Source organism: Streptomyces sp. NPDC042638, from assembly GCF_040647235.1.
Lineage (GTDB): Bacteria > Actinomycetota > Actinomycetes > Streptomycetales > Streptomycetaceae > Streptomyces > Streptomyces rameus.
This window is the reverse complement of sequence record NZ_JBEZBT010000020.1, coordinates 74,617-98,594: the sequence shown is the minus strand read 5'-3', so window position 1 is coordinate 98,594 and position 23,978 is coordinate 74,617. Positions and strand designations below refer to the sequence as shown.

The 23,978-nt window shown below is 70.6% G+C and carries 23 protein-coding genes and 2 pseudogenes; 13 read left to right on the top strand and 12 right to left on the bottom strand.

Annotation, left to right across the window (positions count from 1 at the left end):
* Positions 1 to 203: 203 nt before the first annotated feature.
* Positions 204 to 2,555 carry a SpoIIE family protein phosphatase gene (locus tag AB0B40_RS18590; RefSeq protein WP_345055939.1) on the bottom strand — a complete coding sequence of 784 codons (2,352 nt, stop codon included), beginning with the start codon at positions 2,553 to 2,555 and terminating at the stop codon, positions 204 to 206.
* Between the two features lie 187 nt (positions 2,556 to 2,742).
* Positions 2,743 to 3,294 (bottom strand): helix-turn-helix domain-containing protein, encoded by a 552-nt coding sequence (locus AB0B40_RS18585; RefSeq protein ID WP_345055937.1) that lies wholly within the window; start codon positions 3,292 to 3,294, stop codon positions 2,743 to 2,745.
* Positions 3,295 to 3,503: 209 nt separating this feature from the next.
* Here AB0B40_RS18585 and AB0B40_RS18580 point away from each other — a divergent pair, with 209 nt between their 5' ends.
* The 5 genes and pseudogenes from AB0B40_RS18580 to AB0B40_RS18560 all read left to right on the top strand — a co-directional run bounded on the left by AB0B40_RS18580 (position 3,504) and on the right by AB0B40_RS18560 (position 6,893).
* Positions 3,504 to 4,640 (top strand): MFS transporter, encoded by a 1,137-nt coding sequence (locus tag AB0B40_RS18580; RefSeq protein WP_345055935.1) that lies wholly within the window; start codon positions 3,504 to 3,506, stop codon positions 4,638 to 4,640.
* A gap of 48 nt (positions 4,641 to 4,688) precedes the next feature.
* On the top strand, positions 4,689 to 4,880 hold the full coding sequence (locus tag AB0B40_RS18575; protein ID WP_362264526.1) for a hypothetical protein: 192 nt from the start codon (positions 4,689 to 4,691) through the stop codon (positions 4,878 to 4,880).
* Positions 4,881 to 4,892: 12 nt separating this feature from the next.
* Entirely contained in the window at positions 4,893 to 5,093 is a 201-nt protein-coding gene (locus tag AB0B40_RS18570; RefSeq protein WP_362264524.1) for a hypothetical protein, read from the top strand.
* 2 nt (positions 5,094 to 5,095) lie between these two features.
* Positions 5,096 to 5,851: pseudogene (locus AB0B40_RS18565) on the top strand (alcohol dehydrogenase catalytic domain-containing protein); the annotation flags it as partial.
* A gap of 133 nt (positions 5,852 to 5,984) precedes the next feature.
* Entirely contained in the window at positions 5,985 to 6,893 is a 909-nt protein-coding gene (locus tag AB0B40_RS18560) for an NAD(P)H-binding protein (RefSeq protein ID WP_345055932.1), read from the top strand.
* A gap of 180 nt (positions 6,894 to 7,073) precedes the next feature.
* On the opposite strand, the gene AB0B40_RS18555 is transcribed toward AB0B40_RS18560, so the two are convergent.
* The 5 genes and pseudogenes from AB0B40_RS18555 to AB0B40_RS18535 form a co-directional block, all read right to left on the bottom strand.
* A complete protein-coding gene (locus AB0B40_RS18555) occupies positions 7,074 to 7,520 on the bottom strand; it encodes a cupin domain-containing protein (protein WP_345055930.1) in 447 nt (148 codons plus the stop codon).
* Positions 7,521 to 7,749: 229 nt separating this feature from the next.
* Positions 7,750 to 8,415 carry a nitroreductase gene (locus AB0B40_RS18550; RefSeq protein WP_345056044.1) on the bottom strand — a complete coding sequence of 222 codons (666 nt, stop codon included), beginning with the start codon at positions 8,413 to 8,415 and terminating at the stop codon, positions 7,750 to 7,752.
* A 95-nt stretch (positions 8,416 to 8,510) separates the two neighbouring features.
* On the bottom strand, positions 8,511 to 9,239 hold the full coding sequence (locus AB0B40_RS18545; protein ID WP_345055928.1) for an SDR family oxidoreductase: 729 nt from the start codon (positions 9,237 to 9,239) through the stop codon (positions 8,511 to 8,513).
* Positions 9,240 to 9,337: 98 nt separating this feature from the next.
* Positions 9,338 to 10,008: pseudogene (locus AB0B40_RS18540) on the bottom strand (nitroreductase).
* A gap of 319 nt (positions 10,009 to 10,327) precedes the next feature.
* Positions 10,328 to 10,813, bottom strand: a complete 486-nt coding sequence (locus AB0B40_RS18535; RefSeq protein ID WP_345055926.1) for a MarR family transcriptional regulator — start codon at positions 10,811 to 10,813, stop codon at positions 10,328 to 10,330.
* A 184-nt stretch (positions 10,814 to 10,997) separates the two neighbouring features.
* Here AB0B40_RS18535 and AB0B40_RS18530 point away from each other — a divergent pair, with 184 nt between their 5' ends.
* Positions 10,998 to 12,218, top strand: a complete 1,221-nt coding sequence (locus tag AB0B40_RS18530) for a metallophosphoesterase (protein ID WP_362264521.1) — start codon at positions 10,998 to 11,000, stop codon at positions 12,216 to 12,218.
* 403 nt (positions 12,219 to 12,621) lie between these two features.
* Positions 12,622 to 12,831 carry a hypothetical protein gene (locus AB0B40_RS18525; protein ID WP_345055922.1) on the top strand — a complete coding sequence of 70 codons (210 nt, stop codon included), beginning with the start codon at positions 12,622 to 12,624 and terminating at the stop codon, positions 12,829 to 12,831.
* Positions 12,832 to 12,935: 104 nt separating this feature from the next.
* Here the strand turns inward: AB0B40_RS18525 and AB0B40_RS18520 are convergent, their stop codons facing one another.
* Positions 12,936 to 13,502, bottom strand: coding sequence for a TetR/AcrR family transcriptional regulator (locus tag AB0B40_RS18520; protein ID WP_345055921.1), 567 nt, complete (start codon positions 13,500 to 13,502; stop codon positions 12,936 to 12,938).
* Positions 13,503 to 13,653: 151 nt separating this feature from the next.
* Between AB0B40_RS18520 and AB0B40_RS18515 the strand changes: the two genes are divergently transcribed.
* Positions 13,654 to 15,123 carry an MFS transporter gene (locus tag AB0B40_RS18515; protein WP_362264519.1) on the top strand — a complete coding sequence of 490 codons (1,470 nt, stop codon included), beginning with the start codon at positions 13,654 to 13,656 and terminating at the stop codon, positions 15,121 to 15,123.
* A 52-nt stretch (positions 15,124 to 15,175) separates the two neighbouring features.
* Here the strand turns inward: AB0B40_RS18515 and AB0B40_RS18510 are convergent, their stop codons facing one another.
* Positions 15,176 to 15,298 (bottom strand): hypothetical protein, encoded by a 123-nt coding sequence (locus AB0B40_RS18510; protein WP_362264517.1) that lies wholly within the window; start codon positions 15,296 to 15,298, stop codon positions 15,176 to 15,178.
* Positions 15,299 to 15,649: 351 nt separating this feature from the next.
* Here AB0B40_RS18510 and AB0B40_RS18505 point away from each other — a divergent pair, with 351 nt between their 5' ends.
* Entirely contained in the window at positions 15,650 to 17,770 is a 2,121-nt protein-coding gene (locus AB0B40_RS18505; protein ID WP_345055915.1) for a SpoIIE family protein phosphatase, read from the top strand.
* Between the two features lie 116 nt (positions 17,771 to 17,886).
* On the opposite strand, the gene AB0B40_RS18500 is transcribed toward AB0B40_RS18505, so the two are convergent.
* Positions 17,887 to 18,813 carry a sensor histidine kinase gene (locus AB0B40_RS18500; protein ID WP_362264515.1) on the bottom strand — a complete coding sequence of 309 codons (927 nt, stop codon included), beginning with the start codon at positions 18,811 to 18,813 and terminating at the stop codon, positions 17,887 to 17,889.
* Positions 18,810 to 19,172, bottom strand: coding sequence for an STAS domain-containing protein (locus tag AB0B40_RS18495; RefSeq protein ID WP_362264513.1), 363 nt, complete (start codon positions 19,170 to 19,172; stop codon positions 18,810 to 18,812). The genes AB0B40_RS18500 and AB0B40_RS18495 overlap by 4 nt, the downstream gene beginning before the upstream one ends.
* 244 nt (positions 19,173 to 19,416) lie before the next feature.
* On the opposite strand from AB0B40_RS18495, the gene AB0B40_RS18490 reads away from it, so the two are divergent.
* From AB0B40_RS18490 to AB0B40_RS18475, 4 genes are all read left to right on the top strand, one after another.
* The gene (locus AB0B40_RS18490) at positions 19,417 to 19,971 is read left to right on the top strand and encodes a methanogen output domain 1-containing protein (protein ID WP_345055909.1); all 555 of its coding nucleotides are present in this window, start codon (positions 19,417 to 19,419) and stop codon (positions 19,969 to 19,971) included.
* The gene (locus tag AB0B40_RS18485; RefSeq protein WP_345055907.1) at positions 19,968 to 21,536 is read left to right on the top strand and encodes a PP2C family protein-serine/threonine phosphatase; all 1,569 of its coding nucleotides are present in this window, start codon (positions 19,968 to 19,970) and stop codon (positions 21,534 to 21,536) included. Before AB0B40_RS18490 ends, AB0B40_RS18485 begins: the two co-directional genes overlap by 4 nt.
* Before the next feature lie 160 nt (positions 21,537 to 21,696).
* A complete protein-coding gene (locus AB0B40_RS18480) occupies positions 21,697 to 22,062 on the top strand; it encodes an STAS domain-containing protein (RefSeq protein WP_345055905.1) in 366 nt (121 codons plus the stop codon).
* A 204-nt stretch (positions 22,063 to 22,266) separates the two neighbouring features.
* Positions 22,267 to 23,016 carry a hypothetical protein gene (locus tag AB0B40_RS18475; RefSeq protein WP_362264511.1) on the top strand — a complete coding sequence of 250 codons (750 nt, stop codon included), beginning with the start codon at positions 22,267 to 22,269 and terminating at the stop codon, positions 23,014 to 23,016.
* A gap of 390 nt (positions 23,017 to 23,406) precedes the next feature.
* On the opposite strand, the gene AB0B40_RS18470 is transcribed toward AB0B40_RS18475, so the two are convergent.
* Positions 23,407 to 23,757: a DUF5335 family protein gene (locus tag AB0B40_RS18470; RefSeq protein WP_362264509.1), complete on the bottom strand. Its 351-nt coding sequence runs from the start codon at positions 23,755 to 23,757 to the stop codon at positions 23,407 to 23,409.
* Positions 23,758 to 23,978 lie beyond the last annotated feature (221 nt).

Genomic DNA, 23,978 nt, shown 5'->3' with positions numbered 1-23,978 from the left:
CTTTGTACCAATCGCCCTCACTGTCGGCGCTGCCCGACACGGCACATCGCGCGATTGACGAGCGCGTGGGCCGGCGGGGTCGCTTGAGGCGCGAGGTTCCGCCGCACAAGCCGAAGCGCTCGTCGGGGGACGCTCATCGCGGCCCGGGCAGCCCGGGGCCGACAAGCCCGCACGTACACGGCTCCGCGTGAAAGGGAGGCCTGCTACGGGCGCCAGGAGGGGAGAGCCTGCTCGGTCCAGACCGTCTTCCCGGCGTCGGTGTAGCGGATCCCCCAGTTCTGTGCGAGCTGGGCGCAGATGAACAGGCCGCGGCCGCCTTCGTCGACGGACCGTGCGTGGCGCAGCCGCGGGGCACAGGTGCCGGAGTCGTGGACCTCGCAGGTGAGGGTCCGGTCGTTGATGAGGCGCAGGCGTACGGGCGGCTCGCCGTACCGCAAGGCGTTGGTGACCAGCTCGCTGACGATTTCCTGCGTGTCGTAGGCGGTGTCCTCGTCCACGCCCCAGCCGGCGAGTTGGCGCCGGGCGTGCCGCCGCGCGATGGCGGGGGCGGTGGGCTCTGCGTCCAGCGGACAGGTGGTGACGCGGTCGGCGGGGAAGGGGTGGACGCGGGCGAGCAGCAGGATGGCGTCGCCGGGAAGAGCATCGACGCGCAGTTGATAGAGGACGTCGTCGCACAGGTCCTGCAGGGGTCGGCCGGTGTCGGCGAGCAGGCGCTGGAGCGGCCGCGTGTCGCTCGTGCCGCCTTCGGGCCGTGCCGCGGACAGCAGCGAGCCTGTGTAGAGGGCGACGATGTCTCCGTCGGCGAGCGTGACGGCGGTCGTGTCGTACGGGGGACCTTCTCCGTCGCCGAGGGCGGCTCCAGCGGCCATGTCGACCACTCGGGGGGTGGAACCGGGGGTGGCGACGACGGGCGGCGGGTGTCCGGCGGAGGCGATGGCGAGCGTGTGGGTGAAGGGGTCGTAGACCGCATACAGGCACGTCGCGCTAAGGGGCAGTGTGCGCAAGGGGTCGCCGGACGGCAACGTCCTCCGCTCCCGCGCGAGACGCGCCGTGGCGTCGTTGAGTCGGGCGAGGAGCTCCGCGGGGTCCAGGTCCAGTGCGGCGAGCGAGTTCATGGCGGTCCGCAGCTGCCCCATGGCCACGGCCGTGTGGATGCCGTGGCCCGCGACTTCCCCGACGACCAGAGCCGTTCGGGCGCCGGGGAGGGCGCCGGCGTTGGACCAGCCGCCCGCTCCCCGGTCGTCGGCCACGTACAGGCCGGCGGTCTCGACCGCGGCCTGCAAGGGAGGAGCCGGTGGCAGCAGATGGCGTTGCAGTGCCGCTGCGATGGTGTGCTCGCGGGTGTAGAGGCGGGCGTTGTCGATACTCAGGGCGGTGTGAGTGGCCAGTTCCAGGGTGAGGGCGAGTTCCTTCTCGTCGAAACCGTCGGATGGCTGGGTGCGGTAGAGGCTCAGCAGCCCGAGCACCTTTCCGCGCAGCGTCAGCGGTGCGACGAGCAGGGCGCGTGCGCCGGATGCGCGAATCGCTTCGGCCCGCGCCGGATCGCCCGCCAGCCAGGGGGTGTCGGGGCGCAGGGCCATCGCGCGGGGCTTGAGGTCGGCCAGTGCCTGCGCGTAAGGGGTCGGGAACGGCAGCGCGCGGACGTCTCCCACCGGGTGCGCCCGGGCCTGCTGATCGCCGCCGCTGGTCCTGAAGGCGGCCCGACGCAGCGGCACGTCCCGTCCCAGAGGGCTCAGCGGTGGTTCCTCTCCGCGCACCACAGGCTCCACCACTTCCACCACGACGACATCGGCGAACCCGGGGACCAGCGCATGGACCAACTCCTGGCAGGTGGCCACCACATCCAGGGTTTGCCCCACCCGCTCCCGGACGGCATACAGGGCCTGGACCCCGCGGTGTGCCTTCTCCTGACCGGTCACATCGTGCGCCACGACCACCGCCCCCGGCGCATCGCGCAGGGGAAGCACCGCGACGGTGTGCGTGCGCCGGCGATCGTTCTCGCGGTCCGTCCGCATCACGTGGTCCGCCACCGGCGTACCGTCCGCCATGACCCGGTGCAGGATGTGCTCCAGTTCGCCCCGGGATGGGAGGGGCCACACATTCGTGATGGGGCGTCCGCGGATCTGCCGTGCGCTCGCGCCGGCGAGGGGCTGCACGGCCGTATTGGCCGAGACGACGTGCAACTCCTCGTCCACCACGAACAAAGCCCCTGCCGTGTGGGCGGACAGTGCCTCGAGCACCGCGGTCTCGACGCCGGGCGCCACCCCGTCCACAGGGGGGAGGAAGATCCCCCACGTCACCGCACCATCCTCGCGCAGGACCGGCCGCACACGCAGGCCACCGCCGTCGGCACCCTCTGCATCCTCGCGCAGGCGGTCACGCCTGCGGCGCTCCACGTCAGCGACGCCTGGCGCGGGAGCCATGCTGACCAGGTCGGTTGCCCGCCGCCCGACCGCCTCGCCCGCCGGGAGCCCCCACAGCTCCTCCGCCTGGTGGCTCCACTGCACGACCACGCCTCCGCCGTCCACGACCATCAGCGGTGTCTCACCGGCCACGGCAACCACCTCCACCTCTCAGCTTGCCCGGCGGCCAGGGGCTGCGCCGCCGCAGTCGGCACCCGGCTGCGGCTCCGCACGAGGCGCGGTGCGGGGGGCTGCGGCCGCGCGGCTGCATCGGCCGCCGCTGCGGACGCCCCGTCTTCTCCCGGCCGAAAGGCGACAGCCGCCCGCAGGGAGGTGGGGCTCAGGCGGACCTACCGAAGAGGTCGTCGACGTAGCTGCGCACATCCAGTTCGGACAGCGTCCAGGGCAGGAAGATGACCCTGTAGATGACGGGGGCCACGACCTTGTCGACGATCTGGTCGTCGGTGAAGGTGCTGCCGGGCCGGCCGGCGAAGGCAGCCGCTTCCGCCCGGCGGTCACGCAGGCAGTCCGACTCGCTCCCGCCCGCCGCGGCGGCCCCGCCGCGCAGCAGGGCCGCGTTCACCGGCTTGCCGTAGTGGGTGATCAACTCCTGTGCCCACGCGGTCAGATCGGCGCGCAGGTCTCCGCTGTCGGGGAGACCGCGATCCGGGTCGAGCCGGTAGGTCGCCAGATCGTTGATCATGGTGCGGGCGTCACCCCACCGCCGGTAGATGCTGGAGTGATTGACTCCCGCCCGCTCCGCGACCATCGGGATCGTGACGGCGTCGCCGCCGTGCTCGGCGATCAGTTCCTCGACGGCCTTCCTGATGGACATCAGCACCACGGCGCTGCGGCCGCCGGTGCGCCGGCGCGGGGACGATTCAGCAACCATGCACCGCACTGTAACGCACAGCACTTGGCATTAACGGGCTTCCGGGTCCACCGTGCATCTAAGGCACAGAATTTGGCCTTAGGAGGCCTCAGGTGTTCCGCACCGATTCACGGCAGGACCGAGGGCCCCGGCCCGCTCGCGTGGCTCACGGACCCGCCCGGGACCGCCGGGCACTTCCTCCATTCGCGGCCTTCGCCGGATCGGCCGCCGTGTTCGCGGCGCTGTATGTGGCAGCAGGCGCGCCCACGCCGCTCCTGGTCGTCTTCGAGCAGCAGTGGCACTTCCCCGCCTGGGTCCTGACGGTGGCCTTCTCCTCCTACGCGCTCGGCCTCCTCGCGGCTCTGCTGTTCGCAGGCTCGCTGTCCGACTACACAGGGCGCCATCCCGTGCTGGTCGGCTCCCTGCTGGTGGAAATCGCCGCGATGCTCATGTTCGTCTTCGCAACCGGCATCAGCTGGGTCATCGCGGCCCGCACCGTCCAGGGAATCGCCACGGGAGCGGCCACGAGCGCGTTCTCGGCCTCCGTCGTGGAGCACGCACCGCGGCGGCACAAGCAGCTGGGCACGATCATCACCAGCATCGCCCCGGCCGGCGGGCTGGGCCTGGGAGCCCTGCTGACCGGCGTGGCGATCGAGTTCAGCACCCATGCCGGTGCGATCGTGTTCGCGGCTCTCGCACTGATCATGATCGTCGGCACGGTGATCGTCGCGTTCTCCGCGGAGACGGTCTCGCCGCGTCCCGGAACGGCCCGATCCCTGATGCCCCGCGTCCGCGTACCCCTGCAGGCGCGCCGTGAGTTCGTCGCGAGCGTCCCCGCTCACATCGCCGCGTGGATGCTGGGCGGTCTGTTCATGGGACTCGTACCGACCATCATCCGGGACCTGCTGGGCCTGCACAGCGGTCTGCTGAACGGTGCCACCGCTTTCATCGAGCCTGCGGCGGCGGCCGCGGCCGGCATCTTCCTCGGCCGTCTGCCGGCCCGGCGCACCGTCCTCGTCGGCGGCGCGGGCGTACTGCTGGGCACCGCGGTGATCGAGGCCGGTGTGGTCACCGGCATGCTCTCCCTGCTGTGGGCGGGAGGCGTCATCGGTGGCGTGGGGTTCGGAGCCTCGTTCTCGGGCGCCATCCGTACCATCGCTCCACTCGTTCCACCGCACCAGAGGGCCGGGCTCTTCGCAGCCGTCTGTCTGGTCGCCTACCTGAGCTTCGGCGTCCCGGCGATCATCGCAGGCTTCCTGGTCGCTCCGGCCGGTCTGCGCGGGACGGTCCTCGGTTACGGCGCCGCCGTCCTCGCCACCTCGGCCCTCGGACTCTTCGCGCAGTACCGCATCAGCAGACCCCGCTGACCGGAGCAGGGCCGCCCCCACACGAGTCAGACAGTAGGTGACCACCTCATGAGCACCGTCGAAGACCGGAACAAGGCCATCGTCCGCGAAGCGTTCGACACCCTGTTCAACAAGCGGGACTACGCAGCCGCCGAGCGGTTCTGGTCCCCCGGATACATCCAGCACAGCGCCCACATCGCACCGGGCCGCGAAGGACTCTTCGACCTCGTCAGGAGCCTCCCGGCGCAGTTGCGGCACTAGTGCGAACTGGTCATGGCCGACGGGGACATGGTCATGGTGCGCGGCCGGTTCTCCGGACACGGCCGGCCCGCCCCGTGGATCGCCGCCGACTTCCTCCGCCTCGAAGACGGCGTCCTCGCCGAGCACTGGGACGTGATCGAAGAGGAGGCCACCCGCGGACAGTCCCTGAGCGGCCTGCCGATGTACGGCGACGACTTCCCCGAGGAGCACTGAACATGGACACCTGTCGAGTCGCGCAGGCGACCGCACCGAACGGCACCCTGCACCTGACCGAGCGAGAGGTGCCCCGGCCCGGCGCCGGCCAGGTCAGGATCGCCGTGGAGGCGTGCGGCGTCTGCCACACCGACGCCCTCTTCGTCAGCGGCGCCCTTCCCGGCGTCTCCTTTCCGGAGGTCCCCGGGCACGAGATCGCCGGGCACATCGAGGAGCTGGGCGCAGGTAGCGAAGACCATGGCTGGCGGGTCGGCGACCGGGTCGCGGTCGGCTGGTTCGGCGGCAGTTGCGGCCACTGCACGTCCTGCCGCAAGGGCGACTTCGTCCTGTGCGCCGACCTGAAGGTCCCCGGCCGGGCGTACGACGGCGGCTTCGCGGACAAGGTGATCGCCCCCGTCGACGCCCTGGCCCGCATCCCCGACGCTCTCTCGGCCACCGACGCCGGGCCGATGGCCTGCGCGGGCGTCACCGTCTTCAACGGACTGCGGCAAAGCTCCGCCCGGCCCGGCGACCTGGTCGCGGTGCTCGGCCTCGGCGGCCTCGGCCATCTCGGGGTGCGGTTCGCGGCGGCGATGGGCTTCGAGACCGTGGCGATCGCCCGGGGCGCGGAGAAGGCCGGCTTCGCCCGGCAGCTCGGCGCCCACCACTACGTCGACAGCACCTCCGGCACCCCGGTCGCCGAGTCCCTCCAGTCCCTCGGCGGCGCCAGGGCCGTCCTCGCCACCGCCGGAAACTCCGAAGCCATCACCGCCACCGTGATACGGCAGGAGGGCTTGCGGACAAACATCACCCTGGTGCCGGCCGGCGGACGCCCGGGCGACCGACAGAACCCGGGGCCGTACATACCCGAGCGACCGGACACCCCGGTCCGAACAACAGGAGACGAAAGACATGAGCGTAGGACCCATCCTTGTCACCGGCGTCGGTGGCACGGTCGGCGGAGTCGGAAACAAGGTCCTCGACCATGTGCGTGCGAACGGTGTGCCGGTGAGGGCCCTGGTGCATCACGACGACGAGCGGGCCGCGGCGCTACGGGCCCTGGACGGGGTGGAGGTGGTGGTCGGCGACCTCACGCGCGGCGCCGACGTGGTCGACGCACTCTCGGGCTGCCGCCGCGCCTACTTCGGGATGGGCGTGTCTCCCACGTACCTGGAGGCCGCCACCACGGTCGCGGCGGCCGTCCAGGAGGGTGACGGCCTCGACCTGCTGGTGAGCATGTCGCAGATGACGGTTTCACAGATGAGCCTCACCAGCACCGCCGAATCCCGGCAACAGCGACTGCACTGGCTGTCCGAGCATGTCCTCGACTGGTCGGGAGCGCCGGTCGTGCACGTGCGGCCCACGGTCTTCATGGAGAATCCGCTCTTCGCCCGGGTCGCCGCCACCTCGGTCCGGCGTGACAGCACGATCCGTCTCCCGTTCGGCTCCGCCCGGACCTCTCCGGTCGCCGCGGCCGACGTGGCGGAGGCGATCGCACACCTTCTGCTCGCCCCGACCGAGCCATCCCGCCGGATCTACGAACTGACCGGCGCACAGTCCCGTGACATGAAGGCCATCGCCGCCGAACTCTCCACCGCCCTCGGCCGTACCGTGACCTACACCGACGTGCCCTACGAGGAGTGGCTGGAAGACGACCTGAAGAAGGCGGACCTGCCGCCCCACGTCTTCGAGCACATCGCCACCATGGCCCGGCTCCACCGCCAAAACCGCTACGACCGCGCCACGAACGACATCACCGAACTCCTCGGACGCCCACCGCTCGGGTTCGACCACCTCGTGAGGAACACACCGGCCGCGTAGCCCAGGCCGGTCGTGATCTTGACCCATGAACCCTGGCCCGGTGGTACGGCGCCATGAACCGGGTCGGCCGGCAGTGCCGTGCGGTGCGGGGGTCGTCGAGCGACACGGCTTGAGGTCCCACTGTCTTCCAGGTGTCAGGCCCCGGTCGGCGTCGCCTGCGCCTATCGAGGGCGTCGCGGGTCAGCCTAGGCAAGGACGTGGGGCCCGCAGGCGCGCCCGCTCCCTCAGCTCCTCCGCGCCGACCACCGTGAGCATCGGCTGACCCGGCGCGCACACCATGGTCACGACGAACCTGGTCGGCGCGTCCGACAGGGCGTTGCCGTCCTGATAGTGGATCACGTCGCCACCCGGCTCCCAGAACGTCCCACCGGCCTCGACCACACGCTCCGGCTCACCCTCCAGCTCGAACCGGACCGCACCCTCCATCACATAGCCGAACGACGGCCCCGAGTGGCGGTGCGGAGGGAGCCCGGGGTGACCGGGAGGCCACTCGACGAGGATGGTCATCGCCGAACCGCCTTCGGGGAAGAAAGGCGGAGCGACGTCTTGCAGCAACTGGACTTCGGGCGGCAACGAGATCTCGTGCCCCTCGTCGGCGGTCCCGTGCACCGGGTTCTCCTCTGCCATGCACCACACCTCCGCAGCCCTGCCTGAAATGAACGACTTGTGTCGGCCACCGCTACCTGGACCAGTGAAACTGACCCCACCGCTCGCCGCACCTGGGCCCGACTCCGCCGTCACCGGCCGGGGCGCCCCCGCCCGTCACGGGCTCCAGCCGACCCCCTGGCCGTTCGGCCCATCCCCCGTCCCACAGCACGTGATCACCGACCGGCAAGACCGACTTTCGCCGCAGACCCTAGCCCTCGACGAACGTGACGTTCTCGTCGAGCGGCGCCCTGCCCGTACGGACGTAGCCCAGCGTGACGTCCTCGAATCCGATGGACATGCCACAGAAGAGCATGAGGTCGTCGGGGGGTGACAGGACCTCAGCGACGGTCCTGCGATACACCGACCAGGCCATCTGCGGGCAACTGTGCAGCCCTTCGGCGCGGAGCAGCAGCATGACGGTCTGCAGATACATACCGACGTCGGACCATTGAGGCCGGCCCATGTCACGGTCGATGTAACAGAACAGGGCGGCGGGCGCACCGAAACAGTCCCAGTTCGCGGCAGCGGCCCTCTGGCGAGCCTGCCAGTCCTCACGCCCGATGCCCAGTGCGCTGTAGCGCTCGTGACCGAAGGCGGATCGGCGCTCATGGTAGGGAGACCTGAGTACGGACGGGTACATCTCGTACTCCCGCTCGTCCCAGGGGTCACCCGAGGCCACACGCTCGCCGGCGCGCCTCTTGAGCTCGGCCAGCGGTGCGCCGGTCAGCACGTACGCGCGCCACGGCTGGAGATTCGACCCGGACGGCGCCCAGGCCGCGGCGGACAGCACACGTTCCAGCACCTCCCTCGGCACACGCCGGTCGGTGAACCCGCGCACCGCCCGTCGGCTCGTGACCGCCTCGTAGACGTCCAAAATCATCCACCTCCAGCACTGCTCCACTGGCCTGCTCATCGAAGCGGGGCGGGTCGCACAACGTGACGCACAACGTGACAAGGAGTCCGTGGATGTCAGGAGAGCCAGTCGGCGTAGCGGGTGGGGGCGAGGTGAGCGTTCTTGTCGGTGAGGACGTCGCCCTTGACGACGGCGAACATCCCGGCGGTGGGGTCGGTGACGACGGTGCGGTTGTCGCCCTCGTGGGACAGGGTGATCCGGCCCAGTTCGTCCAGCGGGAGAATCTCGGGGCCGGCGATGTTGTGGATGCCGTTCAGCGGGGTGCCCGCGGCGACCTCCGCCACCGCGTGGGCCACGTCCTTGGAGGCGATCGGCTGGATCGGCGTGGCGGGCAACCGGACGGTGTCGCCGTCGGCGGTCCAGGACAGGACGGCATCCATGAAGTCCATGAACTGCGTCGCCCGGACGATCGAGTAGGGGATCGGACCGGCCACGAGGATCTTCTCCTGGAGCACCTTGGCCCGGTAGTAGTCCAGCTCCGGCACCTGGTCCGCGCCGACGATCGAGAGGATGACGAAGTGACCGACGCCGCCCTTGCGGGCCGCGGCCAGCAGGTTGTCCATCGACGTCTGGAAGAAGGCGAGCGAGGCTTCGTCGAAGGTCGGGGAATTCGTCACGTTGACGACGACGTCGGCGCCCGCCACCGCCTCTTCCACTCCCCGACCGCTGATGATGTCGACGCCGGTGGACTGCGAGTGCGGTACCGCCTCGTGCCCGGCGGCGTTCAGGTTCTTGACGACCTGCGACCCGATCAGTCCGGTGCCGCCGATGACCGCGATCTTCATGACATGCCTTTCACCGGGATTATGTGCGCAATGTGGCATGTAAAACGCTAGGTGGGTGCGGTGGGAAAGGCTCGTCGACCGACCAGGGAGCGGTGGCGTCAGAGACCGTCGAGGAACGTGACCGTCTCGTCGAGTGACACCCGGCCTGTTCGGTGGTCACCCGCTGTGACGTCCTCGAACCCGATCGACATGCCGCAGAAGAGCATGAGTCCGTGCGGGGGTGACAGGACCTCTGCGACGGGGTCGTGTGGTACTTCGCCCAGGCCATCTGCGGGCAGCTGTGCAGCCCTTCGGCGCGGAGCAGCAGCATGACGGTCTGCAGATACATACCGACGTCGGACCATTGAGGCCGGCCCATGTCACGGTCGATGTAGCAGAACAGGGCGGCGGGCGCACCGAAGCACTCCCAGTTCGCGGCAGCGGCCCTCTGGCGAGCCTCCAGGTCCCCACGCGCGATACCCAGTGCGCCGTAGCGCTGCTCGCCGAAGGCGGATCGGCGCTCGCGGTACGGAGACTTCAGCTCGGGCGGATACATCTGGTACTCCGGCGCGTCCCAGGGATCGCCCGAGGCCAGACGCTCGCCGGTGCGCTTCTTGAGTTCGGCCAACGGTGCGCCGGTCAGCACGTAGGCGCGCCACGGCTGGAGATTCGACCCGGACGGCGCCCAGGCCGCGGCGGACAGCACCCGCTCCAGTGTTTGCGTCGGCACGGGCCTGCCGGTGAACGCGCGAACCGCCCGCCGGCTCGTGACCGCCTCATAGACGTCCATGTCCACCGCCTCCACCTGTCCAACGCCGGCATCTTCGTTGCACTCGCTACAGTATCAGTGAATACCGTATCGAGTGAAACCATCTCTGTCTTCGAGGACCCGATCACCAAGGCCGGTAAGGGCGACGGCGCACCGCCGACCACGCATGCTGCGCGACACCCGGGCGTACCACTCGGCCCCGGCGGCGGCGAAGCCCTGCCTGCCCGTCCGTGGCCAGGTCGGCGTCTGGCAACGTTCGCCGCAGCCGTCATCGCCGGGTTCGCTGCGAAAGCCGTGGGTAACCAGGCGTGCCGGCGCGGCCGGGAACCGGTGCGCGCGCTTACGCCTCGCCGTCCGCCGGATGGGCGAAACGGGTCAGCAGATCCTTCAGCTTCTCGGGCTCACCCGGCCCCAGTTCGGCGACCAGACGCTCAGCCAGCGGCTCCGCCGCCACATGGACTGCATCGAAGAGCTCCAGCCCCTGAGGGGTGATCGACACCGCCCGCACCCGCCGGTCCCCGGGAACGGCCTTGCGTACGGCCAGCCCCTTCCGCTCCAGGTCGTCCACGACCCGCATGATTCCCGCCTTGTCCGACCCCGTAGCCGCCGCCAAATCCCGCTGCACCGTGGGCCCGTGATTGACCAGCTCGATCAGCACCGCGAAATGGCGCAACTCGATGCCGAGCGGCCGAAGCGCCTCCCCCATCACCGCGGCCGCGCGCCAGTGCGCCCGGCGCAGCAGCAGGCCGAGAGCGAAAGGCGACGTATCCCCGGGGCGGTCGGTCGCTTGCGAGGCGGTGGTTCGGTGAGGGACGTCGGCGGCCATGAACTCAGACTACGTCACTCGATACCGTCTCTCCTGAAACCAAATGGCCCGCCTGGGTGATCACCTGCACCAGCGTGCTGATGCCCTTCGCTCCCTGGTGCCGCGGCCAGGAACGCCCGTCCGGACGGCCCGAGGGTGACCGGATACAGTGCGCGGGACGGCAGCCCGGCCAGAGAGGCGAAGCGTGACCGACACCAGCAGCACCCGACCCGCCGACAGCGAAGCGCACGCTCCGCGGCAGAGCGGACTGCACCGCCTGATGCGCTACATCCCCCTGATCGCCCCTGTCCTGCTGTGGGCCGTGCCCTGCTGGGTGCTCCTGTACACCGGCCAGCACTGGCCGCTGCCCGTCACTCTGGCCGGCACCGCCCTGTTCGTCCTCGGCCTCGCCGGTATGCCGCTCGCCATGGTGCGCGGCCACGGCCGGCGTCAGCAGGACCGGGCGGCGATCGTCGGTGCCACCCTGCTGGGCACCAGCTGGGTTCTGTTCACCTGGTCCGTTCTGCTCGGCGTCTTCTTGCGGCTCGCCCTGACCGTGGCCGGCGTCGGCGAGAGTCAGGACCGGGCCCGGATCGTCACGTGGGCCGTCCTCGGCGTGACCGCCGTACTGCTCGCCTGGGGGTACGCCGAGGCCCGCCGCGTGCCACGCGTGCGCCGACTCGACGTGCGACTCCCGCGTCTGGGCGCCGGGTTGGACGGCATCCGCGTCGTCCTCATCACCGACACCCACTACGGCCCGCTCGATCGCGCCCGCTGGTCGGCGCGGGTGTGCGAGACGGTGAACACCCTGGAAGCCGACCTGGTCTGCCACACCGGCGACATCGCGGACGGCACGGCCGAACGCCGCCGCGCCCAGGCCGTCCCACTCGGTACCGTGCGGGCCACCCATGCCCGGGTGTACGTCACCGGCAACCACGAGTACTACAGCGAGGCCCAGGGCTGGGTCGACCTGATGGACGAGCTGGGCTGGGAGCCGCTGCGCAACCGCCATGTGCTGCTCGAACGCGGAGGCGACACCCTCGTGGTCGCCGGCGTGGACGACGTCACCGCCGAGTCCTCCGGTTTGGCAGGCCACCGCGCCCACCTCGCCGGAGCCCTGAACGGCGCCGACCCCGACCTGCCCGTCCTGCTCCTGGCCCACCAGCCCAAGTTCATCGACCGGGCGGCAGCCGCCGGCATCGACCTCCAACTCTCCGGTCACACCCACGGCGGCCAGATCTGGCCCTTCCACCACCTCGTCCGCCTGGACCAGCCCGCCCTCGCCGGCCTCAGCCACCACGGCCCCCGCACCCTCCTCTACACCAGCCGCGGCACCGGCTTCTGGGGCCCGCCGTTCCGCGTCTTCGCCCCCAGCGAGATCACCCTGCTCGTGCTCCGCTCCCCGCACCTGCCCACCTCGCCGTAGTGCTAGGGGGGCGCCATCCCCGCTTGCGCCACAATTGCGCCTGACCTGCATGTTCTACGGTGTCCCGACACGTACACGAGTCGCTCTCGACGGACGGCCGCAGCGATGCGGGCGCGGGACCGTGCCGGGTCTACGTGGCCCGAAACCGCCCGTCCGCCACCTCCGTGACGCGCCCCTCACCCAGTAGCCAGCCCAAGTGCTGCACCGCCGTCCGCTCCACCGGCCGCACGTGCGGGCCTTCGACGTGAGGTCGGTAGACCAGTCGGTGCCACTCAGGGCCGGTGCTGCCCTTATCGGAGGCAGCACCGGCCGGCGCGCTTGCGGGGGACGCCGTACGGGTCGCGTCCGGTGTGTCTACGAGTGGCGTGACATCCAGGTTGCGGGCGGCCCGACCCGTGTCCATGTGCTCGACGTCGATCTGCGCGACCCGCACGTCGGGGAGCGTCGGCTCCGGCGATGGGGATCGCTGACCGGCACATCCGCCGCGTCGGCGAATACGCCACCCCACCAGCTCGCCGACGATCCCGGCGCCTACGACCCGCACCTGAACGTCGGCTTCGCCCCGCTCCGCGGCGGCGGCCCGCCGACCGACGGATCCAGCCAGGCCGCGTGAGCCGGCCAGGGGCCGGATGCCCGAGCGGACCGGGCGCGTGTCGGCGAGCACCTCTCGGTGTCCTGGCACCGCGCCCGAGGGATGATCCGGGGGCCAGGCTGCGGTCACAGCAACCGGTCGACCAGCCCGTCGACGTAGTCCGGGGTGAGCGGGCCCATGCCGAACAGGACGCGGATGTACATCGGGGCCAGGATGTGGTCCAGCACGTCGAGCGCGTCGGGTGCGTGCTCGCCGCGTTCGCGGGCGCGGTCGAGCATGGACTGCAGTTGCCGGGTGCGTTCGTCGCGGAGGTCGTCACGGGCCTGCAGGTCCTGCTGACCGTTGTTCGACAGGGCGACGGCCAGGCGCACCACCGCCAGACCGTCGGGTCCGGTGATCTCGCGGGCCACGTTGGCCGCGTAGGTACGCAGGTCGCCGGCCAGGCTCCCGGTGTCGGGCATCGGCGACCGCGCGTTGAGGCGGGTGAGCGCCACGTCGGTGAGCAGGGTTGCCAGGCTGCCCCACCGGCGGTAGATGCTGCTGTCGGCCACACCCGCGCGGGCTGCGACATCGCCGACGGTGAAGTTGCCGTAGCCGCGCTCGCCGATCAGGTCGGTGACGGCCTGGTGCACCTCCGCGGCTACGCGGGCGCTGCGCCCGCCGGGCCGCCGGGCTCGCTGTCGCTCGTTCATGCCCTCACTTTAACGCAGTCGTGACTTGCGTTTGTGAGGCGATCCTCTCTATAGTCGCCTAACGCAGTCACTGACTGCTTTAAAGCGCTCGGGTACATCGCCGCCCGCTTCGGCCGTGGCCGGGCGCAGCTACCGATTGAGGGGGATCCCCATGGCCGCATCGCATGCGACCGCAGGCAGTCGACCGAACCGGGCCGTGCTGCTCACGGTGACCTGCCTGGGCCAGTTCATGGTCCTGCTCGACAACACGATCGTCGCAGCGGCACTGCCCGATATGCAGCACCGGCTGCACACTCAGCTGACCGGTCTGCAATGGATCGTCGACGCGTACGTACTGCTGGTCGCCATGCTGTTGCTGTCCGGCGGTGTCTTCGCCGACCGGTTCGGCCGCAAGCGGGTGTACCTGACCGGCGTGGCGGTCTTCACCGCCGCGTCGCTGCTGTGCAGCCTCGCGCCCTCGGTCGGCTGGCTGGTCGCCGGCCGGGTGCTGCAGGGCATCGGGGCCGCGGCGCTGAGCCCTGCCTCGCTCGCCCTGCTCGCCGCCGCCCATCCCGTGCCGCAAGAACGCATCAGGGCGATCGGGCTGTGGGCCGGATTCAGCGGAATCGGTCTGGCCGCGGGTCCCGTGGCCGGCGGTGTGCTGACGGAAGCCTTCGGCTGGCCCGCCATCTTCCTGGTCAATCTGCCCATCGGCGTGGTCCTGCTGCTGGTCGGCCTGCGCCACCTCGGCGAGTCCCGCAATCCGAGCGCCCCCGCGATCGACATCCCGGGCACGGTGCTGTCCGTGCCGGCGGTGGGCGTACTGACCTACGGGCTGATCGAGGGGGGTGCCCGCGGCTGGACCTCACCGGTCATCCTGGGCAGCTTCGCCGCCGCGGCGATCCTCCTCGCTGCCTTCATCGCCGTCGAAGCGCGCCGCGCCGCTCCGATGCTGCCCCTGCGGCTGTTCCGCCAGCGCCTGTTCACCGTGTCCAACACCGCCATGGTCGTGGTGGGGTTCGCGCTCATGGGTTCGTCGTTCTTCTTCTCCCAGTTCTTCGTGTACGTCCAGGGCAGCTCGATCCTGCGCGCCGGCCTGCAGACCCTGCCGGTATCCCTCGCCATGGTGATCGTCAGCCCGTACGCGGGCCGGCTCGCCGCCCGGTACGGCTTCCGCATCGTGGTCACCACCGGCCTGGCCCTGGCCGGCCTGGGACTGCTGGCGCTCGGCACGGTGCACGCCGACACCGGCTACGGGAACGTGTGGTGGCGGTTGGGACTCGCCGGCATCGGCTTCGCCCTGGCCATGTCCCCGCTGACGGGCGCCGCCATCCAAGCGGTCAGCCCGCGGGAAGGCGGCCTCGCCTCAGGCGTCAGCAGCACCACCCGGCAGATCGGCGCGGTGCTCGGCGTGGCGGTACTCGGGGCCATCGTCCGCACCCGGCAATCCGGCGGCGCCTCCTTCGAGACCGGCCTCAACAGCGCCTTCGTCGCGGCCGGTACCGTCACTTTGGCCACCGCCGTGTTCACCGGCCTGCGGCTGGCGAGGTCCGAGCCTGCGGAAGGCTCCGCGGCGCCGCATCGTTCCACCGAGCCGGATGCGGTCACCACCTCGAACGAGGCATCCGTGAAAAGCCGTTGACCATGACAACGCCTTGGCCGGGAGCAGCGGCGGCGCGCCGAGGGCGTCGACATCACCATGCCGCCGCCGAGGAGCCCAGGGGCGTGAGCTGCTCCAGGTCACCGGCCCCGGCGGCATGATCGTCCAGTTGGTCGGGGGGCACCCCGCCCAGCCCCGAGAACACCTGAAGCCCCACCGGTCCAGGAGTGTGGTCGACGCCTCGCTGACCGGTCCGCCGTCCGACGGCGCCGCTCCGCTCCCCCACCCGCACCCACGGACCGGACGCGCTTCAGGGCGCCGTCTGGGGCCTGACCAAGGATCCGGCGCTCGTACCCGACGTCCACGACCCCGGGCAGCGTCGGTTCGCCGCACCCCAGCGGGTGTGCCGGGCTCCGCCTCCAGTACCGGCCCGCACGCACATGGACGGGGTGTGTTCCCCACGGACTGGGTGAACCATGGAAGCCGAAGCGCCACCAGGCGCAGACAGGCCGCGCTCCAGGCCGAGGAATGGCTCACATGGCGCGGACCAGCGGAAGGAGTGCCTGCGATGAGCGAAGCCGAAGGGCATCCCGCGGGCATCGGACAGGCGCTCGGCGGCCGACCGAACAACGAACCATCGCAACAGAGCGGGCTGATGGATCTTCTCGGTGTCGCGGCGGTGCTGCTGGACGCCGAGGGACGGGTCGTCCTGTGGAGCCCGCAGGCCGAGGAACTGTACGGCTACACCGCCGAGGAGGCACTCGGGCAGTACGCCGCGCAGCTACTGGTCCCCGAGGAGCACTGGGACTGGGTGCTCAAGAAGTTCGCCGAGGTCATGGAGACGGGCCAGGGCTGGAGCGGCACGTTCCCCGTCCGGCGAAAGGGCGGCGGCACACGACTGGTGGAGCTGCGCAACATGCGGCTCCTGGACGACCGCGGCGACTTCTACGCCCTCGGGCTCGGCACCGACTCGCCCACACTGCGCGAGGTGGAGCGGGACCTCGCCCTGTCCACCCGGCTGATCTCCCAGTCCCCCATCGGAATCGCGATCCTCGACGCCGACCTGCGGTACCTGGCTGTCAACCCCGCGCTGGAGCGTATGCACGGCATCCCCGCGAAAGAGCACCTCGGCCGCTACTACCGCGAGATCATGCAGGCCACGAAGTTCGAGATGCCGGAGGCCGCGATGCGGCAGGTCCTCGGCACGGGCTTCCCCATGATCGACCAGTCCACCATCGTCGGCCACAGCCCGGCCGACGCGGAACCGCGCCTGCACGCCTGGACGATCTCGGTCTACCGGCTGGAGGACACCCAGGGCCGCGTGATCGGGGTGGCCGAGCTGGTCACGGACGTCACCGAGCGTTACCAGTCGGCCAAGGAGGCGACCGCGACGCGGCGGCGCCTGGCCGTGATCGCCGACGGCTCCGCCCGTATCGGCACCACCCTGGACGTCGCACAGACCGCCCGGGAGCTTGCCGACGTCACCGTTCCCGAGCTCGCCGACGTGGTCTCCGTCGATGTGCTCGACTCCGCCCTGGACGAGCACCGGCCTCGCACCCGGTTCGGTCCCGCGTTCTTCCGCGCCCTCGCCCTGAAGGCCGCCTACCCCACCGAGGCCGCTGAGGCTGCGGATCCGCCGGGCCACATCGCCGCGTACGACGCGGACCGCGTGGCCACCCGCTGCGTGCGCACCGGCCGGCCCATCCTGATCCCGCACGCCGACGGAAACGACCTGACGCGCATCGCGCGCGACGACCACGCCGCCACGCTGCTGGCCCGCGCCGGAGTGCACTCCTACATGGCCGTCCCCCTCACCGCACGCGCCACCGTCCTCGGCTTCCTGGGCCTGGCCCGCGCCCGCGACCCACGGCCCTTCGACGAGGACGACCTCGCCATCGCCACGGAACTGGCCTCCCGCACCGCGGTGTGCATCGACAACGCCCGCGCCCACCAGAGCGTGCGCAACGCCGCCGAAACCCTGCAGCGCAGCCTCCTCCCCCGCCATCCGCCCCACCTGCCCGGCCTGCAGATCGCTACCCGGTACCAGCCCGCACAGGCCGCCTACGAGATCGGCGGTGACTGGTACGACGTCCTCCCGCTGGGCGGCGACCGGACGGCTCTGGTCGTGGGTGACGTCATGGGCAGCGGCATCGACGCGGCCGCGGCCATGGGCCGTCTGCGCACCGCGACCGCCGCCTTCGCCGGCCTCGACCTCGACCCCACCCGCGTCCTCGAACAGCTCGACACGATCACCTCCGGACTGGAGCAGTACATCGCCACCTGCCTCTACGCCGCCTACGACCCCCACCGCGGTGAGTGCCACATCGCCAACGCGGGCCACCTGCCCCCCGCCCTCGTCCGCCCCGGGAACCATCCCCAACTGCTCGACCTGCCCTCCGGCGCCCCCCTCGGCGTCGGCGGCGTCCGCTTCGAGACCACCACCGTCAGCCTTGATCCGGGCGACCGGCTGGTCCTCTACACCGACGGACTGGTCGAAACCCGCCACCACCCCATCGACGAACGCCTCGACACACTCCTCCGCGTCCTCGACGCACCCGACTGCCCCCTGGAAGAGAGCTGCGACCGGCTCCTGCACGACCTGCGGCAGCCCGACGACCACGACGACGTCGCCCTGCTGATCGCCCGTACGCAGTCGTTCGCACCAGATGCTGACGAACGTCCCCGCTGAAAAAGCCAGTTCGCGTGGTGCCGTGACCACAGTGAGGCCGAACCCTCCCGCGGACGCTGCGTCCCATGGGCCGGCCGGGTGTATGAAGGGACGACCCCCGGCTTGCTGAGGCAGGGTCAGTGAGGGCTGATGTAGCAGCGGACGGCCGTACCGTCGGGGCTGGTGTGGATGCGTACCAGGTCGGCGAGGAAGTGCACGAGCAGCAGGCCCCGGCCGCCGATCTGGTCCCGTGCGGGTGGGCGTCGTCCGGCGAGCGGATCGTCCAGGTGCCCCTGGTCGCGCACCTCGCAGACCACCTGGCCGCCGTCAGCCCACACCCGTAGGGTGCCGAAGCCCCCGCCGTGTATGACGCTGTTGGCGGTCAGCTCGGCCACGATGAGGGCGACGTCTTCCAGGCGGATTCCGGAGAGGCCGAGCCGCGCGGCGTGTGTGACAGCGAACTGCCGGGCGTCCGGCAGCCGGTCGACGTGGAAAAGGAGTTCCTCGGCCGCGGCCGGCTGCTCCAGGGGCTGGTTGTAGCGCGCGACCACATGTTCGGGGGCGTAGGCGGGGCTGGGCCGTTCCCTGCCGTCGGCGATGACGAGGGGGTGGGTCTCGTAGGCGTCGGCGAGTACCTGTTCGTCGAGGTGATCGGCATCGTAGGGACACAGGATAGTGACGTTCCGGCCTTGGAACGCCGGGTTGATCAGTGCCTCGTGCTGGACACATGCCGGGTATTCCACGCTGCTGCGGCCGGCCCAGATCGGCTCACCGATGATCCGCACGCGCGTCTGGCGATGGGAGTCCGCGAAGGCGCGCAGCACCTTGGGAATGATCCGTCCGGGGTTGCGCCCCGCCTCGGTCATGTCGAGGAACTTCACGTGTGCGGCGTCCTCGCCCAGGGCCGTCTTCAGGATGGCGAGGTTCGGCCCGGGCACGGCGACCGCCACCGGCTCCCCGGCCTTCAGGCCGTCGCGGATGAAGGGCACGGTGCCGTGCAGGTACTCCTTGTCGCCTTGGTAGAACAAGGCGGGATGAACGAACGGTTGGGTCGAGGCAGTCATCGCGCCATCACCTCGACGGTGGGCAGGTCCGGCCAGAACATGTTCAGCACGCGCCGCAGGGTGGCAGGTGGCTCTTCGAGCACGATGCGTCGCCCCTCGGCAAGGCCCTGGGCTGTTACCGCCAGGGCCGAGACTCCGGCGACGTCGACGAAGGTGATCGCGGAGAGTTCCAAGTGGCATGCCTCTTCGTCGCTCAGAGCAAGGTGGTGCAGCGTCTCTTCCCAGGCCGATCGGGTGAGCAGATTGATCTCGCCGGCCGCTTGCCAGCCTGGCCGGTCCGCCAGCGGGTGCACGCGCAGAGCGCCCGCGGGCTGGGTCGGCGATGCCGGCGACGCCTCCGCCTGCCCTGAACTGTCCACGCCGTCACCCCTGGGTCACCTGCCGTCTTCTGCCGAGTATCTCCTACGGATGAAGTGAATGGGGCAGCATGGCGGAAGGGACGTCTGCGGTGGACGTCGGCGTCGGACCGCCGTCGGACCGCGTCCGGGCCGCACTGTGGGAGGGTACAAGGGTTCGCAGCGCTGTGGCTCGCACAGCGTGGGCTGGTCATGTACCGGGTGCTCGCGCGGCTGCGAGACCCTGAAAAAGAGGAGGACGGCGCTTGTGAGTCAGCCGGTGGATGTGGAAATCGATCTCGACCGTGATGTGTTCCTGCGGACGTTGGTGCGGGAGCTGGCGACGTCGCTGGAATCGGTGATCGGTCTGGAGGAGGCATCCGGGTACATCAGTCTGGTGGGCCAGGCCGTGGGAACACAGATCGACGACATGTACCTCAAGGCGCTCGGCACCGACAGGCTGTCCCGGGAGCAGGTCGCGGAGGCACTGGTCGATCTCAAGCGGCGCATCAAGGGCGACTTCTACCTCATCGAGCACGACGAGACGAAGATCGTGCTGGGTAACCGGGCCTGTCCGTTCGCGGAGAAGGTGCTGGGTCGTGAGTCGATGTGCATGATGACGTCGAACGTCTTCGGAACGATCGCCGCCCGCAATCTCGGTTACGCCAGCGTCGAGCTGCAGGAGACCATCGCCCGCGGGGACGCCGGCTGCCGCGTGGTGGTGCACCTGGTCCCCGGCGGCGGCCCGACGAGTGGGCGTGAGTACTTCGCCGACGCGGAGCCGGCCGCCGGCGGCCCGGGCGCCGGTACGGTACCTGCGTGAGCCTTGGCCTGTTTGAGGCCGTCGTCAAATCCCTGCCCGATCCCGTCGTGCTGTGTGCGGGGGACGGCACGATCCTGGCGGCCAACCCGGCCGCCCGCGCCTCCGTCCCTCGGCTGTGCGCGGGCGCGAGCCTGTATGCCCTCAACCGCGACGACGCCAGTGTCCTGCGACGGCATCTGGGCAACTGGCTGCGCAACGGCGGCCCGCTGCCGGGCGCGCTCGTCCTCGAGGACGGCGACGGCGGTCCGGTGCGCTTTCGCTGCCACGGTGTGCGCGCCACCTGGTGGCAGGGGCCCGGTCCCGCGGTGCAGTTGACCTTGCGCCGGGTGGACCACGCTGACCGGTTCGCTGTCCTCAGCCAGCAGGTCAGCGCGCTGAACCGGGAAATCGCCATCCGGCGTACCGCGGAAGCCCAGCGCGAGGAACTGCTGCTCGCCGAGCAGGCCGCACGCGTCCGTCTGCAACGCCTGTATCAGCTGACCGCGGCGCTGGCCGCGTCCGCCACCCTGGCCCAGGTCGCCGAAGCCGTGGCCTCCACTGCCGCGGCGGTGCTGGACGTGAAGGACGTGACCCTGGAGCTGCATTCCCAGCGCCTGGTGCCCGCCCTGGAACCAGGTGAGGACCTGCATGTCCTGAAGGAAACCGCCTGGCAGGACCTCGATCATCCCCACGACAGCGTGCGCGCTGTGCCCGCGGGAGCGGTACGGATCGCGCTGGAGGCCGACGATGTCGTACTGGGCACGCTCACCGTGCATCCCGGGGCGGCCGGGGTGCCGGAGCCGCAGCACCTGACCGCGGTGGGCCAGCAGATCGCCCAGGCGGTGCGCCGCGCCGGGCTGTACGAACACGAACACCGCGTCGCCGAGCGCCTTCAGCTCGGCCTCCTGCCCCAACTCCCCGACGTGACGGGTCTGGAGGTGGCGACCTGCTACGCGCCAGGCAGCGACATGGTCATGGTCGGCGGCGACTGGTACGACCTCTACAGCCTCGACGAGGACCACATCGGCCTGTCGATCGGCGACGTCGCCGGCCACGGCCTGCCCCAGGCAGCCGTCATGGCCCAGATAATCGCCGCACTGCGCGGCATCGTCCTGCGGTGCGGCACGCGCCCCCAAGCCGTCCTCACCGAACTGAACGAGTATCTGTACCTGTACCACCGCGGCCAGATGGCCACCGCCACCTACCTGCTGTACCACCGGCCCACCCGGGTTCTGACCTACGTCAAGGCCGGACACCCCCCGCCGCTCGTGGTACGCCCCGACGGCTCCAGCCACTACCTCGACGGACCGATCTGCCCGCCGGTGGGACCGGTCCCCGGCGCCCGCTACCGCCAGGGCGAGACCACCCTGGCCAAGGGCGAGTCAGTCCTGCTGTACACCGACGGCCTCATCGAACGCCACGGGGAGCACCTGGACACCGGCCTGGCCCGCCTCACGGAGACAGCCCTCCAGGGCGCAGGCATGAACGTGCAGGAACTGTGCCAGCTGTTCCTCGACCACCAGCCCGGCGCCGACTACCCCGACGACCGTGCCCTGCTCGTGGCCCGCCCGGACACGCCCCGCTGACCCGCCCGACGGACTTGGCGCGAGCCGGACGACCCGACGTCCCGTCGACGGGGCAGGGTGGTGTACGGCACGGCTGATTGGGCGTATGCCGCCGCGGCGGTGGGGCAGAATCGTCCGGGCAAGCCCTGAGTGGGCAAGCCTAGGCGCGAGCCGAGGAGACGTGAGCGACATCCACAAACCAGTCCGGCCAGGCCGGCTCTCCATCCAGCACGAGGAGCTCGAGGGCGTCCTCGTCGTGACCGTGCACGGCGAGATCGATCACGACGTCAAGGACGTCCTCAGCCAGGCCCTGCAGTCCGAGGACGGCACGGCGCCGCCGCGGATCGTGGCGGACCTCAGCGGGGTGACCTTCATGGACTCCAGCGGCCTCAATGTCCTCGTCGCCGCCCACCAACGCGTGAGCGGCACTCAGGGATGGCTGCGCATCGCCGGCGCCCAGGAGTCCGTCGTACGTCTGCTGCACCTGGTCGGCATCGACGAGGTCATCCCCTGCCATCCCACCCTCGAACAGGCCCTGAACCCCTGACCTCCCCTACCGCGGCGACCCGGGATGTGACTGAGCGATCCAGTTGGCCCGCGGGACGCGTTCCACGTGCGGATGACGCACCGGGCAGCCCCCGACGCGTGGGACGTGAAGATCAGGCTCTCCGGTTGAGCGCATACCGGCCGGACGGCCCGACTGGGGCGCTCAGCGACAGTAGACCGTAACAAGCCCGTCTACCCTGGTCGGATGACGGATGCGGGGGACTTCCGGGTCGGCGACGTGTTGTCGGTCGCTTGCCCTTTCACGGACACCAGGGTCGAGCGGGGTGTGACGTCAGGTCACCTGTCGGTGCGATGGCCGTGGTGGGAGATCGACACCGCCAACGAGTTCGCGCACTGGAACGGGATCGTCGCCCTCGGTGTGAGCAGCGGCGAGTGCGGCGCGCCTGAAGTAGAGGGTGAGCTGTTTCGAACCGACCCTCCGCCCGAGCGGCTGAAGGCGGGAGACGCGTGCCGGGTCGGCGTGCCACCCACGGTGGTGCACGTGACGGCTGTCGACCACCACGACCCTCCGCTGGAGACAGCCTGGCTGCCGCGACCGACCCTGACCGTGACCGTGCTGCGCCGAGGCCTGTCCTATCGCGATTTCCCGGACGGGAGCCATCTTGATGGCTCGGGGTACACCATCCACCCTGGTGACGGGATCCCTTTCACCTTTGAACTGTTGATGCGTCCGTACGCGTCTCTCCGGGTGGGCGACGAGGTCGCCGACGCCGTCGGCCGGGCATGGCGGTTCGACGGGCCCTGGGACTGGGCCGCCTTCGACGGCGAGTCGGCCGGCACGGCCCCCGAGTGGCCGCTCGTCCTGCTCACCCGAGCAGGGGCGCCGTGCTCTGACGAGGACGCGGAGGCAGTGACGGCGAGCACAGCGAGCGGTTCGCACCAGGAGACGGTCCGCGCCTGGATGTCACTCACCGAGGCCTCGCCCACACCCTGACGGATGACTGGGGCATGGCAGCCGTGGCGGAGCAGGCCGGCCGGGCCGCTGACTGGGGGTGTAGTCCAACACAGCCGGGTGGGTGCCCAGGGAAGACGTTCCCGGTCAGCAGCGGCTCGTCCCCCGCGTCCGCGCCGGCCTCGCGGGTGCTCTTGGCATGTGATCCTCTCAGTGCCCGGCCCGCCCAGCATGGCATGGGCAACCGCCTGACGTGCCCACTCCCGGAACTACGAGCGGTCAGTCCGCTTCACCGGGCCTTCGGGCAGTCCCCGGGCGGCCGGAGCGCCGGAAGATCGCCCCGGCCGGGCCAAGCGTGCGAGGCGCCGTGCGAGTGGCCCCACCCGTCCGGCCCGAGCACCGCGGGTCCGGTGGATCAGGACTCGGCATGGATCACGACTCGGCCTTGAAGAAGGTGATCAGTGTGGTGGCGCCGTCCGAGCCGACGATCCGGACGGCCGGTTCCGGGATGTCCTGGGTCGCGACGTCGACCTCCCTGGGGTGGGCGATCATGTGCCTCAGCACTACCGGGTAGCGGGCCGACCGCCCGCCGACGGCCACGATCACCGTGTCGTCCTTCGGGTCGTAGTCGAGGTACGCGAAGGGCAGCCGCTCGGCCTCGTACTGGTGCCCGACCTCCGGGTCCAGCAGCTCGATGGTGACGTGTTCGCCCGTTCGCTCCTCAGTGATCCGGTCCAGCGCGGTCTTCCATTCGTCACGGGTGAGTGTTCCGTTGCCGGTCATCGACGGTCCTCCATGGATGCGCAGTGGTCCACAGATACGACAGTCGCCGCGCCGCCTGCCCGCGGCCTCGGCCTGGCAGGTCCAGCGGTGCGACCGCGCTGGACCTGCCAGGCCGGGGCCCGCGCACGGCGGGTGCCAGGCGACCGCTTCCGCCACTGCCGCTGCAGGCCGCCGCTCGGTCAGGGTGGCCGCACAGGCGGAGGCCCTCCAGCCGCCCGTCG

What these genes read in the sequence shown, in the direction of transcription:
- AB0B40_RS18585 (WP_345055937.1), bottom strand. Translation starts at nt 3,294, where the DNA reads ATGGTTGCTGAATCGTCCCCGCGCCGGCGCACCGGCGGCCGCAGCGCC.
- AB0B40_RS18575 (WP_362264526.1), top strand. Translation starts at nt 4,689, where the DNA reads ATGAGCACCGTCGAAGACCGGAACAAGGCCATCGTCCGCGAAGCGTTC.
- AB0B40_RS18570 (WP_362264524.1), top strand. Translation starts at nt 4,893, where the DNA reads ATGGCCGACGGGGACATGGTCATGGTGCGCGGCCGGTTCTCCGGACAC.
- AB0B40_RS18560 (WP_345055932.1), top strand. Translation starts at nt 5,985, where the DNA reads ATGAGCGTAGGACCCATCCTTGTCACCGGCGTCGGTGGCACGGTCGGC.
- AB0B40_RS18555 (WP_345055930.1), bottom strand. Translation starts at nt 7,520, where the DNA reads ATGGCAGAGGAGAACCCGGTGCACGGGACCGCCGACGAGGGGCACGAG.
- AB0B40_RS18545 (WP_345055928.1), bottom strand. Translation starts at nt 9,239, where the DNA reads ATGAAGATCGCGGTCATCGGCGGCACCGGACTGATCGGGTCGCAGGTC.
- AB0B40_RS18535 (WP_345055926.1), bottom strand. Translation starts at nt 10,813, where the DNA reads ATGGCCGCCGACGTCCCTCACCGAACCACCGCCTCGCAAGCGACCGAC.
- AB0B40_RS18520 (WP_345055921.1), bottom strand. Translation starts at nt 13,502, where the DNA reads ATGAACGAGCGACAGCGAGCCCGGCGGCCCGGCGGGCGCAGCGCCCGC.
- AB0B40_RS18515 (WP_362264519.1), top strand. Translation starts at nt 13,654, where the DNA reads ATGGCCGCATCGCATGCGACCGCAGGCAGTCGACCGAACCGGGCCGTG.
- AB0B40_RS18505 (WP_345055915.1), top strand. Translation starts at nt 15,650, where the DNA reads ATGAGCGAAGCCGAAGGGCATCCCGCGGGCATCGGACAGGCGCTCGGC.
- AB0B40_RS18500 (WP_362264515.1), bottom strand. Translation starts at nt 18,813, where the DNA reads ATGACTGCCTCGACCCAACCGTTCGTTCATCCCGCCTTGTTCTACCAA.
- AB0B40_RS18475 (WP_362264511.1), top strand. Translation starts at nt 22,267, where the DNA reads ATGACGGATGCGGGGGACTTCCGGGTCGGCGACGTGTTGTCGGTCGCT.
- AB0B40_RS18470 (WP_362264509.1), bottom strand. Translation starts at nt 23,757, where the DNA reads ATGACCGGCAACGGAACACTCACCCGTGACGAATGGAAGACCGCGCTG.